The sequence below is a fragment of the Ruegeria sp. O5 genome (assembly GCF_056535105.1).
The window spans coordinates 570,407-584,546 of sequence record NZ_JBQERN010000001.1 but is presented as its reverse complement, the minus strand read 5'-3'; the positions used below and the strand labels follow the sequence as shown (position 1 = coordinate 584,546).

Annotated in this window: 15 protein-coding genes; 9 read left to right on the top strand and 6 right to left on the bottom strand. The window is 58.9% G+C overall.

What is annotated here, in order from left to right; translation table 11 throughout:
• Window positions 1-226: 226 nt before the first annotated feature.
• From ACR0M3_RS02875 to ACR0M3_RS02865, 3 genes are read left to right on the top strand one after another with little or no spacing between them, the layout of a single operon-like run.
• On the top strand, window positions 227-1,693 hold the full coding sequence (locus ACR0M3_RS02875; protein ID WP_480909621.1) for a leucyl aminopeptidase: 1,467 nt from the start codon (window positions 227-229) through the stop codon (window positions 1,691-1,693).
• Between the two features lie 4 nt (window positions 1,694-1,697).
• Window positions 1,698-2,156, top strand: coding sequence for a DNA polymerase III subunit chi (locus tag ACR0M3_RS02870; RefSeq protein ID WP_480909619.1), 459 nt, complete (start codon window positions 1,698-1,700; stop codon window positions 2,154-2,156).
• Window positions 2,157-2,185: 29 nt separating this feature from the next.
• On the top strand, window positions 2,186-3,232 hold the full coding sequence (locus ACR0M3_RS02865; protein ID WP_480909617.1) for an aldo/keto reductase: 1,047 nt from the start codon (window positions 2,186-2,188) through the stop codon (window positions 3,230-3,232).
• Between the two features lie 67 nt (window positions 3,233-3,299).
• On the opposite strand, the gene ACR0M3_RS02860 is transcribed toward ACR0M3_RS02865, so the two are convergent.
• A complete protein-coding gene (locus ACR0M3_RS02860) occupies window positions 3,300-4,286 on the bottom strand; it encodes a GlxA family transcriptional regulator (protein ID WP_480909614.1) in 987 nt (328 codons plus the stop codon).
• 133 nt (window positions 4,287-4,419) lie between these two features.
• Between ACR0M3_RS02860 and bcoG the strand changes: the two genes are divergently transcribed.
• From bcoG to ACR0M3_RS02845, 3 genes are all read left to right on the top strand, one after another.
• A complete protein-coding gene (gene bcoG / locus ACR0M3_RS02855; RefSeq protein WP_480504895.1) occupies window positions 4,420-5,334 on the top strand; it encodes a 3-dehydrocarnitine:acetyl-CoA trimethylamine transferase BcoG in 915 nt (304 codons plus the stop codon).
• Between the two features lie 83 nt (window positions 5,335-5,417).
• Window positions 5,418-6,884 (top strand): carnitine 3-dehydrogenase, encoded by a 1,467-nt coding sequence (locus ACR0M3_RS02850; protein ID WP_480909846.1) that lies wholly within the window; start codon window positions 5,418-5,420, stop codon window positions 6,882-6,884.
• The gene (locus tag ACR0M3_RS02845; RefSeq protein WP_480485410.1) at window positions 6,881-7,639 is read left to right on the top strand and encodes an SDR family oxidoreductase; all 759 of its coding nucleotides are present in this window, start codon (window positions 6,881-6,883) and stop codon (window positions 7,637-7,639) included. The genes ACR0M3_RS02850 and ACR0M3_RS02845 overlap by 4 nt, the downstream gene beginning before the upstream one ends.
• 1 nt (window position 7,640) lies before the next feature.
• Here ACR0M3_RS02845 and ACR0M3_RS02840 read toward each other — a convergent pair whose 3' ends face one another.
• Together ACR0M3_RS02840 and ACR0M3_RS02835 are read right to left on the bottom strand one after the other, a co-directional pair.
• Window positions 7,641-7,823, bottom strand: coding sequence for a hypothetical protein (locus tag ACR0M3_RS02840; RefSeq protein WP_267366128.1), 183 nt, complete (start codon window positions 7,821-7,823; stop codon window positions 7,641-7,643).
• Between the two features lie 79 nt (window positions 7,824-7,902).
• Entirely contained in the window at window positions 7,903-8,772 is an 870-nt protein-coding gene (locus ACR0M3_RS02835) for a helix-turn-helix domain-containing protein (RefSeq protein ID WP_267366129.1), read from the bottom strand.
• Window positions 8,773-8,877: 105 nt separating this feature from the next.
• Here ACR0M3_RS02835 and ACR0M3_RS02830 point away from each other — a divergent pair, with 105 nt between their 5' ends.
• From ACR0M3_RS02830 to ACR0M3_RS02820, 3 genes are read left to right on the top strand one after another with little or no spacing between them, the layout of a single operon-like run.
• Window positions 8,878-9,081, top strand: coding sequence for a DUF2061 domain-containing protein (locus ACR0M3_RS02830; protein ID WP_267366130.1), 204 nt, complete (start codon window positions 8,878-8,880; stop codon window positions 9,079-9,081).
• Complete coding sequence (locus tag ACR0M3_RS02825; RefSeq protein ID WP_480909610.1) at window positions 9,074-9,976, top strand: fatty acid desaturase; 903 nt, start codon at window positions 9,074-9,076, stop codon at window positions 9,974-9,976. The genes ACR0M3_RS02830 and ACR0M3_RS02825 overlap by 8 nt, the downstream gene beginning before the upstream one ends.
• A gap of 21 nt (window positions 9,977-9,997) precedes the next feature.
• Window positions 9,998-10,900 carry an EamA family transporter gene (locus ACR0M3_RS02820; protein WP_480909607.1) on the top strand — a complete coding sequence of 301 codons (903 nt, stop codon included), beginning with the start codon at window positions 9,998-10,000 and terminating at the stop codon, window positions 10,898-10,900.
• Here the strand turns inward: ACR0M3_RS02820 and ACR0M3_RS02815 are convergent.
• The 3 genes from ACR0M3_RS02815 to ACR0M3_RS02805 form a co-directional block, all read right to left on the bottom strand.
• Window positions 10,897-12,243, bottom strand: coding sequence for a DEAD/DEAH box helicase (locus ACR0M3_RS02815; RefSeq protein ID WP_480909604.1), 1,347 nt, complete (start codon window positions 12,241-12,243; stop codon window positions 10,897-10,899). The genes ACR0M3_RS02820 and ACR0M3_RS02815 overlap by 4 nt on opposite strands.
• Before the next feature lie 186 nt (window positions 12,244-12,429).
• Window positions 12,430-13,359 (bottom strand): glycosyltransferase family 2 protein, encoded by a 930-nt coding sequence (locus ACR0M3_RS02810; protein WP_480480607.1) that lies wholly within the window; start codon window positions 13,357-13,359, stop codon window positions 12,430-12,432.
• Entirely contained in the window at window positions 13,356-14,099 is a 744-nt protein-coding gene (locus ACR0M3_RS02805; protein WP_480909601.1) for a hypothetical protein, read from the bottom strand. Before ACR0M3_RS02805 ends, ACR0M3_RS02810 begins: the two co-directional genes overlap by 4 nt.
• Between the last annotated feature and the right edge of the window lie 41 nt (window positions 14,100-14,140).

The following is a 14,140-nucleotide window of genomic DNA, read 5'->3' as shown; positions in this document are numbered from 1 at the left end:
CGCGACCCCGCTGCGCCTGTAGTGCGGGGCGTCGGGCTGATATCGCGCCTGCGCAATGCTGTGCGCGACGGCGTATGCCTGCCCTCTCGTACCACGTCTTTCTCCCCCGAGCCTGCCGGTCATTTTTTCGGGACCTTAATGCAATTGAAAGGCGGGGAAAACTGCTATCTGGTCAATGCGTGCCCCGCGGGCTAGGTCTTGGGGAACAGAATTCGAGGAGTGTACAATGAGCAGTCTGATACCGATCCGTTTTCAGGAATTTGACCTGGAGGCTATGGCGCAGGCCAAAGGGCGCATCGCCATCATCATTCCGGTCGACGGTAAGATGGGCCCGGCAGCCCGCAGAGCCAACCGTCTGACGAAGGGCGGGTTGGCGCGGCTTGTTGAAAGCGAGAGTTTCAGCAAATCCAAAACAGGGGACGTCACCTCGATGGCATGGCCCACAGGAATGGCGGCTGAGGCGCTGGATGTTCTGGTTCTGCCACGTCGCCCCGAGGCCGGCGAAGCCCGCAAGGCAGGTGCAGCCCTTGCCAAACTGGCGGGCGGAAAGGACATGCTGGTGATGGTTGGCAATCACGCGCGCGCCGAGGATCTGGCACTGGGGATTGTTCTGCGCAGCTATGAATTCGACGCGCATAAAACCAAGGAAAGCCAGAATGCTGGCACAGTGACAATCAGCCACTCAAAGCCTGCTGAGGCCGAGGCAGAATTCGCACCTCTCTATGCAATTGCTGACGGGGTTCGGATGACGCGCGATCTGACCAATGAACCGGCAAATGTTTTGACCACCACCGAATTCGCGGACCGCCTGGTTGAGATGCAGGAGCTGGGTCTTGAGGTCGAAGTGCTGGACGAAGACAAGCTGGCCGAGCTGGGAATGCGCACGTTGCTAAGCGTCGGGCAGGGCTCGGACAGCCCTTCGAAAGTCGTGGTGATGCAGTGGAATGGCGGGGCCAAGGACGACGCGCCTCTGGCTTTGGTCGGAAAAGGCGTGGTGTTCGACACGGGTGGTATCTCGCTCAAACCAGCTGTCGGCATGGAAGAGATGACCATGGACATGGGCGGCGCCGGAGTTGTTGCGGGCACCATGCGCGCGCTGGCCAAGCGCAAGGCAAAAGCCAATGTCGTGGGGCTGGTTGGTCTGGTCGAGAATATGCCATCAGGTAACGCCACCCGTCCGGGTGATGTGGTCAGGTCAATGAAGGGCGACACGGTCGAGATCATCAACACCGACGCCGAAGGCCGCCTGGTACTGTGTGACGTGATGTGGTACGCGCAGGAACGGTTCAAGCCGGTCGGAATGATCGACTTGGCAACTTTGACCGGTGCGATCATCATCGGTTTGGGCCATGAAAACGCTGGTGTTTTTTCGAACAATGACACGTTCTGTGATGCTTTCCTGAAATCAGCCAAGGCCGAGGATGAAGGCGCTTGGCGGATGCCATTGGGCGACGCCTATGACAAGTTGCTGAAATCGCGCATTGCCGACATGAAAAACGTGGGCGGTCGCCCCGCCGGTTCAGTCACCGCCGCGCAGTTCCTCCAGCGGTTCGTGAAAGAGGAAACGCCGTGGATTCATCTGGACATTGCAGGCGTCGCCTCGGTGGCTGAAGAGACCTCTTATGCGCCCAAAGGCGCCACCGGCTGGGGCGTGCGCGCGCTGAGCCGGTTTGTGCAGGACAATTTCGAGTAAGCATATGGGCGCTGTCTATTTCTACCACCTGACCCGCCAGCCGCTGGAGCATACCTTGCCCGCGCTGCTGGACAAGGCGCGGCAAGCCGGGTGGCGGATAGCCGTGCGGGGTACTGACCCTGCGCGGATGGACTGGCTGGATGAAAAACTGTGGCTGGGCCCCGAGGACGGATTCCTGCCGCATGGTCGCGCAGGCGGTCCGCATGACGCGGACCAGCCGATCCTGCTGACCACCAGCGCCGTGGCGGGAAATGGTGCGACCTGTATCATGGCTGTGGATGGCGCGCCGGTCGAAGCGGAAGAAGTCGCCGCGCTGGAACGGGTTTGTATCCTGTTCGATGGCAATGACGGCATGGCGGTACACCACGCGCGCGGGCAGTGGAAAGCGCTGACGGATGCCGGATGCTCCGCACAATACTGGTCGGAGGAGTCCGGGCGGTGGGAAAAAAAGGCTGAAGCCTGACCGGCCCGCAGTTTTCAGGAGATACGACAATGCAGAAGAAGCCCTTGGGCCGTACCGGAATTCTGGTGAGCGATCTGTGCCTTGGCACGATGACATTTGGCTCTCAAACGTCTGAAACGGATGCGCACCGGCAGATGGATATGGCGTTGGACGCGGGGATCAACTTTGTCGACGCGGCCGAAATGTATCCGGTGAACCCTGTCGCGAAAGAAACGATCGGGCGCACCGAAGAGATTTTGGGAAACTGGAATGCCGCCAATCCAACCCGCCGGGGTGATTATGTTCTGGCGACCAAGCATTCCGGCGCGGGGCTGTCCTTTGTCCGCGATGGTGCGCCGATCACTGCCCGCACAATACCCGAAGCAGTTGAGGGGTCTTTGCGACGTTTGCAGACCGGGTACATCGACCTCTATCAGTTTCACTGGCCCAATCGGGGCAGCTATATGTTTCGGCAGAACTGGGATTATGCGCCGTCTGGCGAAAACACAGATGAAGTGCTGAGCAACATGCAAGAATGCCTTGAGGCATTGCAGGCTCAGGTAGACAAGGGCAATATCCGTGCCTTTGGCCTGTCGAATGAAAGCGCTTGGGGAACCGCGCAGTGGCTGCGGCTGGCCGACCAGATGGGGGCGCCGCGCGTGGCATCGGTGCAGAATGAGTATTCATTGCTGTGCCGCCATTTTGACACCGACCTGGGTGAGTTGAGTGTGCATGAAGATGTTGGGCTGATGGCGTTTTCCCCGTTGGCGGCAGGCTTTCTGACCGGAAAGTACCAAAATGACTGCGTTCCCGACGGATCGCGTATGTCCTTTGTGCCTGAGATGGGAGGCCGGAAATCCGGTCGTGTTTTCGAGGCGGTTGCAGCTTATCTGGACATCGCCGCACGGCATGGTCTGGATCCGGTGCATATGGCGTTGGCGTGGTGCCGGACGCGCCCGTTCATGATGTCGGCAATCTTCGGGGCCACGACCGTTGCACAGCTGGATCATATTCTGGCGGGCGTGGATCTTGAATTATCCAAGGATGTGTTGGCCGAGATCAGCAGGGCACATCGGGCGCACCCGATGCCGTTTTAGGGGCTCTGCCCCCGTCGCCTTTGGCGACGCCCCCGGGATACTTTTGGCCAGATGAAGAAGGATCCGGTCAGTGATGGGCGGGATGCGCGCGTTCGTGTCTCAGGTCGCGGGCCGATTGACCGTGGGCGGTGCGGAAAGCGCGGGCAAAGCTGGATTGCGAAGCAAAGCCGGTGGCGAGCGCCACATCCATTAGTGGCATGTCGGTGTCGGTGACCAGACGGCGGGCCTCGGCCAGGCGCAGTTGCAGATAGTGGTCCTGCGGCGTCGTGTTCAGGCGCAGTCGGAACTGTTGTTGCAGCGTCCGTGGGCTGGTGCCCAGGCGGTCTGCGATAAAGGCCAGCGGCAGAGGATCATCCAGTGACGCCTGCATCATCGAGTTGGCCTTGGCGGTCAGTGCTGTGTGGCGATGGGGTGCGCCTGTGCGGCTTTGCGGTTTTCCAGGGTCCGGAGCACCATCGTAAAGGAACAGGCCCGCAACGCGCGCGGCGAAACTTGCGCCATGACGGGCGGCGATGATGTGCAGCATCATCTCGACAGCCGGAATTGCGCCACCCGAAGTCAGTCGATTACCCGAAACGGCGAAGCGGTCGGTGCGCACATCAACTTCGGGAAACCGCGTGGCGAAATTTTCTAGGTCTTCCCAGTGGGTTGTTGCCAGATGGCCATCCAGTAGCCCGGCCTCGGCCAAGAGCCACGGGCCGCCATCAATGCCTGCCATCGTTGCGCCTGTGCCCGCGATGCGCCGCAGACCAGCCAGCAGGCTGGGGGTGGCGTGTCGGGCCAGTTGGAACCCGGCGACCACGATCATCAGGTCGCAGGATTGCAACCGGGCCAGTGGAGTACCAGGCACTTGCAACGCGCTAGTCAGCACCGCGGGTTCTGGCGTTGCGGTCACATAGTCCCAATCAAAGGCCGGGCGGTCCGCCAGACGGTTCGCGGCCCGCATCGGGTCCACCGCAGAGGCAAAGCTGAGCGTGTTGCATTCGTCCAGCACAAGCACCGCGGTTTTCAGGGCGCGGTGTTCCGGTTGCAGTATGTTTTTTGCGGATTTCATCAAGTTTGATTCGCATATTGCCAAGTGGTTTTCCCAAAGCTGCGCCAGAGTCGGGTCAGAACGCAAATCGGAATCCGGGGAAAAGCCTGGGGAAAACCCAAGGCAGAACCGGGTATAACTTGGGGAAAACACCATGCCTCTGGAAATGAACCGCGAAGTCTTTATTACCTGCGCCGTAACCGGCTCGGGCGGGACGCAGGACCGCAGCCCGCATGTGCCGCGGTCGCCGCGGCAGATCGCCGACAGCGCAATCGCTGCCGCCAAGGCCGGGGCGGCAGTGGTACACTGCCACGTGCGCGACCCCGAGACCGGTGCGCCAAGCCGCCGGTTGGATCTGTATCGCGAGGTGACAGACCGCGTCCGCGACGCTGATGTGGACGTCGTATTGAATCTGACGGCCGGCATGGGCGGCGACATCGTGTTCGGCGGTGTTGAAAACCCGTTTCCCGTGGCCGCGGGCACGGACATGGTCGGAGCATCCGAACGTGTGGCGCATATTGCCGAATGTTTGCCCGAGATATGCACCTTGGACTGCGGCACAATGAACTTTGCCGAGGCCGATTATGTTATGACGAATACGCCTGGTGCGCTGCGCTCCATGGGCAAAATGATGACCGACCTGGGTGTCAAACCCGAGATCGAAGCCTTTGACACTGGCCACCTGTGGTTTGCAAAGCAACTGGTGAAGGAAGGGATTCTGGCACCTAACGCTTTGGTTCAGCTGTGCATGGGGGTACCGTGGGGGGCGCCGGATGATCTGAATACCTTTATGGCGATGGTAAACAACGTGCCGGATGACTGGACCTTCAGCGCGTTTTCGCTGGGACGGAACGAGATGCCGTTTGTCGCGGCTTCGGTTCTGGCGGGCGGCAATGTGCGCGTGGGGCTTGAGGACAACCTCTGGCTGGATAAGGGCGTAATGGCCGAGAACTGGCAGCTGGTGGAACGTGCGGGATCCATCATCGAGAATATGGGCGCGCGCGTGATCGGCCCTGACGAAGTCCGTGCGAAGCTGGGGCTGACCAAGCAGGCACCTGTTGCAAAATAATGGACACGCGGGTTTTGGGGGCCAGCCCCCAAGCCCCCGGAGTTTTCTAAAAAGATGAAACATGCGCAGCCAGTAGGTGGGAAATCATGAAAACGGCAGCAATTATTGGGGGCGGAGTTATCGGTGGTGGATGGGCCGCGCGGTTCCTGCTCAATGGCTGGGATGTGCGGGTGTTTGACCCTGACCCCGAGGCGGAACGCAAGATTGGAGAGGTGCTGGACAACGCAAGGAGGTCCTTGCCGGGGCTGAGTGACGTTCCGTTGCCAGCCGAGGGCTCGCTGAGCTTTCACAGCGACATGGCCGAAGCGGTTAAGGGTGCGCGTTGGATCCAGGAGAGTGTGCCAGAACGACTGGATTTGAAACTGAAGGTTTACAAAGGCTTGCAGGAGGCTTGCGATCCGGGCGCGGTCATAGGATCCTCGACCAGCGGGTTCAAGCCGTCCGAACTTCAGGACGGAGCGCTGCGCCCCGAGCAGATCGTGGTGACGCACCCCTTCAACCCGGTTTACCTGTTGCCTTTGATCGAGCTTGTACCAACGGACAAGAACCCGCCCGAGATGATCGAACAGGCGCAGGACCTGTTGAAATCGCTCGGGTTTTTCCCGCTGCACGTCAAGAAAGAGATCGATGCGCATATCGCCGACCGGTTCCTGGAAGCTGTCTGGCGTGAGGCGCTTTGGCTGGTCAAGGATGGCATTGCGACGACCGAAGAGATTGACGAGGCCATCCGTATGGGGTTCGGCATCCGCTGGGCGCAGATGGGTCTGTTCGAAACCTACCGCGTGGCCGGTGGCGAGGCGGGGATGCGGCATTTCATGGCGCAGTTCGGGCCTGCCTTGAAATGGCCGTGGACCAAGTTGATGGATGTTCCCGAGTTCACTGACGAGCTGGTCGATTTGATCGCCAATCAATCTGACGCACAATCTGGGATGCATTCGATCCGAGAGCTGGAGCGTATTCGCGACAACAACCTTGTTGGCATGATGCGGGCCCTCAAGGCGCAGAATTACGGCGCGGGTGCGGTGCTGAACCAACATGATGCACGGTTGAAACCCGGTGCGCTGCCGACGCTGGATCAGGCGGATCTGAGCCAGCCCATCCTGACCCTGTCGCGGGCTGTTCCGCTGGACTGGACGGATTACAACGGCCACATGAACGAAGCGAAATATCTGGAGGCCTTTGCCGCCGCCACCGATCGGTTCATGGAAATCATCGGATGCGATGCGGATTACATCGCCTCGGGCGGCAGCTATTTCACAGCGGAGAACCACATTCTCTATGTGGATGAAGCTCATGCCGGTGCAAAAATCGACGTGCGCACGCAGATGCTGTTGGGGCAGGGCAAGAAGCTGCATGTGTTCCACAGCATGTATGAGGGCGACAAGCTGCTGGCCACGGGTGAAAGTTTTCTGCTGCATGTCAGCCTGGAAACCCGCCGCCCCAGCGCGCCATCTGCTGAAATCGAAGCGGCTATGGCGCGGGTTGCAGAGGCTCAGGCCGGATTGCCTTATCCCGAGGGCGCAGGCGCAGCGATCAGGAAGCCTTCATGACGCGCCGGGTTCTGGTGACGGCTGGCGCGTCAGGCGTCGGCCGGGCCATGGCCGAGGCGTTTGACGCGGTTGGCTATGACGTCCGGGTTACTGATATCGATCAGGCGGCGTTGGATACTTTGCCCGAACATTGGACCGGGCACCGAGCCGATGTTGCGGACGAGGCTGACATGCGCGCGGTATTTGACGCCGTCCGTTCGACAGGCGGGTTGGATGTGCTCTGCGCCAATGCCGGTATTGCCGGCCCGACAAATGACATTGAGAATATTGATCTGGACGCGTGGCGTTCTTGTGTCGCGGTCAATCTGGACGGTGCTTTTCTGGCGGCAAAATATGCAGCGCCGCTGATGAAAACGGCGCGGGCGGGCAGCATCATTCTGACCTCGTCGACAGCCGGGCAGTATGGCTACCCGTTCCGGGCGCCCTATGCGTCGGCAAAATGGGCGGTCATCGGGTTGATGAAAACACTGGCGATGGAGCTGGGGCCCTATGGCATCCGTGCCAATGCCATTTGTCCGGGCGCAGTTGAAGGCCCTCGGATGGAGGGCGTCCTGACCCGCGAGGCCGCAGCCAAGGGCATGACCCGTGATGAGGTCTATCGGGGCTATGCCTCGGGCACCTCAATGGGGCGCTTCGTCGAAGCGCAGGATGTCGCCAATATGGCAGTCTTCCTTGCCTCAGATGCGGCACGTCTGGTTTCAGGTCAGGTGATTGCGGTGGATGGCCACACGGTCAACCCGGACCCGAAATTGTAACTCAGCCCTGGTTTGGACCACGGATCTGGCGGATGGTCTGACGGACTGCCTGCCAGTCCTGGGCTTCTTGCCGGTTTCCGGCAGCTTCGCAGTCGCGCATTTTTTGCGCGGCTTCGGCCTCGGCTTGGTCTCCATGGGCGGCAAAAAGTGCACGTGCGTATTGAGCGGTTTGAATTGCGTCCATTCCTGTGCTCCTCCGTCTGTGTTCGGAATGCCTTATGGTTCGCGCCACAGTAGAATAGCACAGGTTGGATGGCGCTGCATCACCAGTCGCGGGAAACCGCCGTTCTGAGGCGACGCAGATGGTTTGGAAAGTCCCGGGCGGCCACGTCGGCCTCGCGTACCAGTGTGTCGAAATGGCGTGAGAATGTCTCGATCCGATCCCGGTCGCGGAAGGCCATATAGTGACTTCCTGCGTAAAATACACAAAGCAGCGGGCCGAAAATCGTCACGGGTGCGGAATAAAGCCGTTTTGCGTCAAACAGATAGATACGCATCCGCGGATAGAGCTGTTCGCACAGCGCCAACAGGTGATCGATCTGTTCCAGCCGAACCTCGGGGCTGAGACCCTGATAATACCCAGTGGCGCTTGCAAAGCTTTCGATTTCGAATAACGGCATGGCGATCTCATAGTCTGACTGGGCGCTGCGCATCCATGCCAGACGATCCGCCGACGCGCCGATGGCTTGGTCAGCGGTCCGGCCCAGATGCGGGGCGTATTCCCATTCCAGTATCGAACGCGTCTTGAGCATGTCGGGCAGGGTGGCCGGGACATAGCGGATTTTGTACCCGGCGGCCTCCTGATGCCACTCGAAGATACGTTCATCGACAAGGGCGCGTGGGGCCTCGGTAAAGGTCAGCGAGCTAGCCAGAAGCTCAGCCGCGCTTTCCGGCCTGTCAGATAGGCTCAGCAACCAGTCGGCCGAAACGCCGAGCGCCGCTGCACATCCGCCAACAACATGGGCGTTGGGCAACCGCGCGCCATGATCTGTCAGCAATTGGGAAACGGTCGAGCGGTCAACGCCAATATTGCGCGCAAGGGCACTTTGGCTGACATGGCGCTCTTCCATCGCGCGGGCGAGGCGGAGACGAAATTGCGCGGCACGATCGCGCTTGTCGATATTTTCCTGCATGCCGTGATTTTTATCATATTTGATTAGTTTTGTTAATCATATTCAGAATTTTCAATGCCGGGGTCCGGATGTAACGCTTTGAGTAAGAAAAAAACGGGGTTCGGAATGGAAACGCGGCGAAGATCAGTCGTGAAAGCAATCGTTTGGAATGCGATGGGGTTGGCGATCATGACAATGGTGGGCCTGTTGGCAACAGGCTCGGCCGCTGTAGGAGGGGCGCTGGCGCTGGTGAACACGGCCATCGGCCTGACGATGTACGTGATTTACGAAAGAATTTGGGCGAACATTTCGTGGGGCCGAAATGGCTGATCCCACTACACCCAAATCGCCCGAATGGGGCACGTTTTTCCTGATCGTCTTGTGTTATGCTGCGTGGCTTGCCGGTCTGTTCTGGCTGGCAAACACATCCTTGTGGTTGGCTATCCCTGCTCTGGGTGTTGTTGCGGCTTTGCATTCGTCACTGACGCATGAGGCCCTGCACGGGCACCCATTTCGTGCCAAAAGGCTGAACGAGGCGTTGATGGCACTGCCGTTGACATTGGCAATTCCGTATAACCGCTTTCGGGACCTGCATCTGGCGCATCATCAGGATGCCACCCTGACAGACCCTTATGACGACCCGGAATCGAATTATCTGGATCAGCATATCTGGTCGGGATTGCCGCGGCTGGCGCAGATGATCCTGAGCCTGAACAACACGCTGTTGGGGCGGATGGTACTGGGGCCTGTCCTTGGTCAGGTTCTGTTTATGCGTGACGAATGGCGTGGGTTGATGCGCGGGGACAGGGCGATCCTGCTGGCATGGGCTGTGCACCTTCCCGGCGCGGCGGTGGTTCTGTGGGTAGCTGCGCAATCGGCCATGCCGGTTTGGGCCTATCTGGTCGCGGCCTATATGGGGCTGTCGCTTTTGAAGATCCGCACGTTTCTTGAGCATCGTGCACATGAAAAATCCCGCGCCCGCACGGTTATAGTCGAAGATCGCGGACCTTTGGCGTTTTTGTTTTTAAACAATAACCTACACGTCGTTCATCATATGAATCCGGCGGCTCCGTGGTATCGCTTGCCTGCATTGTACCGCGACGGAAAGGACAGGTATTTGGCTTGCAATGAGGCTTATGTTTACCGGTCCTATGCACAGGTTTTCCGGCAGTATTTCTTTCGCGCAAAAGACCCTGTGCCACATCCGCTCTGGCCAAAGCCTTGATTTGACGACACAACGGGTGGCATGAGTCTCTGGATCCCTGTCACAATTGCTGCCGCCAGTTTCCAGACTGTGCGTTTCATGCTGCAAAAGTCGCTGGCCAGCGTGAAACTATCCGCTGCAGGTGCAACTTTTGCGCGGTTTGCCTATTCCATGCCTTTGGCCGTTGTCGGGCTATATGTTGCGCTGCAGATAACTGGGGCGAGTATGCCCCGGCTCAGCAGTTTGTTCTGGCTTTACGCGGTCATCGGCGGGACAGCGCAAATCCTTGCCACGATCTGCGTGGTGGCGTTGTTCAAACAACGTAATTTTGCCGTTGGAATTACCTTCAAGAAAACCGAAGTGATCCAGACTGCGATAGTTGGCTTCCTGATCCTGGGGGACAGTGTTTCGCGCGGTGCGTTGATCGCGATCCTGTTGGGGTTGATGGCTGTGCTTTTGTTGTCAAAAACACCCGGAGGGGACGGACCCTGGTGGCGCCATCTGACCAATCGGGCTTCGCAATTGGGGCTTGGATCAGGTGTTTTGTTTGCGTTTTCTGCTGTCAGCTATCGTGGGGCTTCACTGCAACTGGGCGATATCGATGCGTGGTTCCGAGCGCTGGTAACATTGGCCGCAGTGGTGACATTCCAGTTCGCCAGCATGGGGATATGGCTGCTGTGGCGCGACCGTGCCGAACTGCGCGCAGTCTGGCAAACGAGAAAGACCGGGGTATTTGTCGGCCTGACCAGCCTCGGCGGCTCGTTTTGCTGGTTCTGGGCCTTCACCTTGCAGAATGCGGCTTATGTCAAAGCGCTGGGGCAGGTAGAGCTGATCTTTAGCCTGATGGCGTCGATCCTGTTCTTCCGCGAGACGATCACCCGGCGCGAAATCGCCGGGATGATGTTGCTTGGGTTTTCGATTTTAGCGCTTGTTCTGGCAATCTAGCTGGCGCGACGTTCGTCAAAGCTGAGCGCGATGAAGCTGGGCAGGTGATCTCCCATGCCCACGACGGCCGGGCCGGTGTCTTCCTTGCGCCCACGACTGCGCCCCTTCGGTTCGCGAACCTTTTTGCCTTCTTTCGGGCTCTCGGGGGCTTTGGCATTTTTCTCAGGCTTTGGCTGTTCGGGTCTGGGGTCGTCCTGAACCGGGTTGTCTATGCGCGGGATGTCTTTCTGGATCAACTTTTCGATCGCAACCAGTGCTTTTTCGTCGCGTCCCGAACAGATTGTGATGGCTTTACCTTCACGGCCGGCGCGGCCGGTGCGGCCAATGCGGTGCACATAATCCTCGGGGTGGCCGGGGACGTCGAAATTGAACACATGGCTGACGGCTGGCACATCCAGGCCACGCGCAGCCACGTCTGAGGCGACCAGAAGGCGCAATGATCCCTCACGGAAACCGTCCAGTGTTTTCATCCGCTGCGACTGGTCCAGATCGCCATGGATGGCGGCCGCGTTGTAGCCATGTTTCTTCAGGGATTTTGTGCAGATATCCACGTCAGTCTTGCGGTTGCAGAAGATGATCGCATTTGTGCATTTGTCGCCTTCAGCATCGATCAGCGCACGCAGAACCTTGCGTTTGTTGCTGGCTTCGCGGTCCCGACGGCCGCCTTTGAACATGACCACGCCCTGTTCGATGGTCTCGGATGCGGTCGCCTGACGGGCAACTTCGACCCGGGCAGGGGCCGACAGGAACGTGTCGGTTATCCGCTCGATCTCGGATGCCATGGTGGCTGAGAAGAACAGGGTCTGACGGGTGAAAGGTGTTAGTGAGAAGATGCGTTCGATATCGGGGATGAACCCCATGTCGAGCATACGGTCCGCTTCATCCACCACCATGATCTGCACGCCGGTCAGCAACAGCTTGCCGCGCTCGAAATGATCCAGCAGACGGCCCGGCGTGGCGATCAGAACGTCGACGCCACGGTCAATCAGGGCTTCTTGCTCTTTGAAGCTGACACCACCGATCAACAGCGCTTTGGTCAGTTTCAGGTGTTTGGTATAGGTGTCGAAATTCTCGGCCACCTGAGCGGCCAGTTCCCGCGTCGGGCACAAAACCAACGAACGTGGCATACGGGCACGCGCCCGGCCACGGGCCAGCAGTGTGATCATTGGCAGCGTAAAGCTGGCGGTTTTACCCGTGCCTGTCTGAGCTATGCCCAAAACATCGCGCCCTTCCAATGCGGGCGGAATCGCACCTGCCTGGATCGGAGTTGGGGTTTCGTATCCGGCTTCCTCAATGGCTTTGAGGACCTTCGGGTTCAGGTTCAGTTCGTTAAACTTTGTCATGTAAGTCCGGTTGAATGCGGACACTTGACCTGGCCCGCGCGTATAAGATGTGCCGGGCCCGGATGGCCATGCGCGTGATGCGACATTTCGGCTTGGACGCGGACATAACAAAAACGTTGGTCGGGGTCAAATGAAGACCGCTACATCAGGGTTTCATCGAGACAGGTTCGAGTTTTGCGCAACAATTCAGCAACTTCCGGGAAAGTGTTTCGCCAATTTCCCGTCCAGATTCAACACGCGGTGGCGGATCAGCCCTTTCTGCTCCAGCCGGGCGCGGACTTCTGGGTCAGCGCCGCTCATCTCGTTGAAGAACGCGCGCAGCCCGTCCTCGCCGTGTTCGCTTTCAATCCAGCTGAGCAATTCATTCTTGTTCAGCCCCCCCATCTCGCGCGGGGCATTCGGGGCCATGCCAGCCTGATACGAGCCGCGATCCAAGCGGAACGGATAATGTGCAATCCAGTGATCCCAGTCCGGCGCGTGGCGGTGGCATAGATCGACCTGCGCAAGTTCGTATTTACACGGCAGCAATTTCCCGTTCTGAAACAGGTTGTGGATACGAAAACTCAGACGTTTCAATCCCGTGCGCGCAAACAACTTGCCCTGTACATGGCTGAGGAACCCGCCAAGGACGAAAGCCCCATAGTTGGGATAAAGCATCTCAATCAGCTGTGTTCGGGCCGGGCTTTGTGGAACATGCGCCTTGTACAGGTCTTCGCCGCCTGCCAGCGCCTCGATTGGGCGGACCCGGGCGGCGTGAACCTTGTCCCCGATATCGCGCAACACATCCGAGATTGGGGTCGGCGACCACAGAAACTCGTCAACATCGATATGGGCCAGCCAATCCAGGTGCGTTTCACGATAGGCATAGGTGGCGTTGACCGATTGGCGAACCTGGTGCTTGTCCGGTCGTGTGCGTTTTAGCTTTTGCCAATAGGCATCATCGCAAACCTGTACGCAAACACTGGGATGTGCCTTCAGCGCCTCGAACGTGCGCTGGTTCGGCTCATCCAGATAGATATAGATGGTCTCGGCACCCAGATCGAGGTGATAGGCTACGAACCGAAGGACGTCTTCGGTCGGTCCCCTGACCATCGACACGACACCCCATGTGGTCATGTGCGCTGCGCGCGCGCTTCGCGCATGAGTTTCAGGCGGCGAAAGACACCGCCGGGATCACTGTTGAGCTCGGTCATCAAGTGATCGACCAGTGGCGCGATGGTGGTGTCGCTTAGGGCTTTGGTCCAGACCGGAGCAATCAGATTGACGTCCAGTCCGCCACTTCCAAGGGAAAACCCTTTCATCTGATAGGGCAGCGGGACGTGTTTCAGTTTTTGATACGGAAATGGTGTTGCCGGGGGCAGCTGCGAAAAGCGCCTCTCGAACTCATAAAGCTTCATCATGCCGAACAACATGCGCAACGCATGACCAACCTCGCGCTGGGTTGCAGTTTGGCCGTGGTCCGCAAAGGTCTGAACCGACGAGACCAGCCACCGCAGATCAAGCGTGGACAGAAGGTGGTCCGACTGTTCGTTCCAAAGGCGGCAAAACAGAAGCGGGGCGTGGCGTGGGAAGGACCGCTTTCGCAGGTTCGAGATCAACTGGGCATTCAGGAAAGCAAGTTCAGAATTTCCGACAAATTCCCGCGCTATCTGAGCGCGCTTGCGATCCCAGCTTGTATTAGGCTTCGGCGGGGGCACAGTCGCACTTTCGGGCAATGTGCGACCGGCCAGTTCAATGAGGTCGATGTCAAGGTCAGGCAACGAGGTGGTGCCGAACTGAAACGGGCTGCGCCGGTTTTCATACCTGTCCAGCATGTCGGGCAGACCGCCGGGGAAAGTCAGTTCATCCTTGCTCATGCGCGCAGAATTGCACAGGCAGACTCGGCTGTGCAATCAGT

Coding starts and splice junctions, on each gene's coding strand:
- ACR0M3_RS02810 (WP_480480607.1), bottom strand. CDS start 13,359: ATGACCACATGGGGTGTCGTGTCGATGGTCAGGGGACCGACCGAAGAC.
- ACR0M3_RS02830 (WP_267366130.1), top strand. CDS start 8,878: ATGGAAACGCGGCGAAGATCAGTCGTGAAAGCAATCGTTTGGAATGCG.
- ACR0M3_RS02835 (WP_267366129.1), bottom strand. CDS start 8,772: ATGCAGGAAAATATCGACAAGCGCGATCGTGCCGCGCAATTTCGTCTC.
- bcoG (WP_480504895.1), top strand. CDS start 4,420: ATGCCTCTGGAAATGAACCGCGAAGTCTTTATTACCTGCGCCGTAACC.
- ACR0M3_RS02865 (WP_480909617.1), top strand. CDS start 2,186: ATGCAGAAGAAGCCCTTGGGCCGTACCGGAATTCTGGTGAGCGATCTG.
- ACR0M3_RS02875 (WP_480909621.1), top strand. CDS start 227: ATGAGCAGTCTGATACCGATCCGTTTTCAGGAATTTGACCTGGAGGCT.
- ACR0M3_RS02825 (WP_480909610.1), top strand. CDS start 9,074: ATGGCTGATCCCACTACACCCAAATCGCCCGAATGGGGCACGTTTTTC.
- ACR0M3_RS02845 (WP_480485410.1), top strand. CDS start 6,881: ATGACGCGCCGGGTTCTGGTGACGGCTGGCGCGTCAGGCGTCGGCCGG.
- ACR0M3_RS02840 (WP_267366128.1), bottom strand. CDS start 7,823: ATGGACGCAATTCAAACCGCTCAATACGCACGTGCACTTTTTGCCGCC.
- ACR0M3_RS02820 (WP_480909607.1), top strand. CDS start 9,998: ATGAGTCTCTGGATCCCTGTCACAATTGCTGCCGCCAGTTTCCAGACT.
- ACR0M3_RS02805 (WP_480909601.1), bottom strand. CDS start 14,099: ATGAGCAAGGATGAACTGACTTTCCCCGGCGGTCTGCCCGACATGCTG.
- ACR0M3_RS02860 (WP_480909614.1), bottom strand. CDS start 4,286: ATGAAATCCGCAAAAAACATACTGCAACCGGAACACCGCGCCCTGAAA.
- ACR0M3_RS02870 (WP_480909619.1), top strand. CDS start 1,698: ATGGGCGCTGTCTATTTCTACCACCTGACCCGCCAGCCGCTGGAGCAT.
- ACR0M3_RS02815 (WP_480909604.1), bottom strand. CDS start 12,243: ATGACAAAGTTTAACGAACTGAACCTGAACCCGAAGGTCCTCAAAGCC.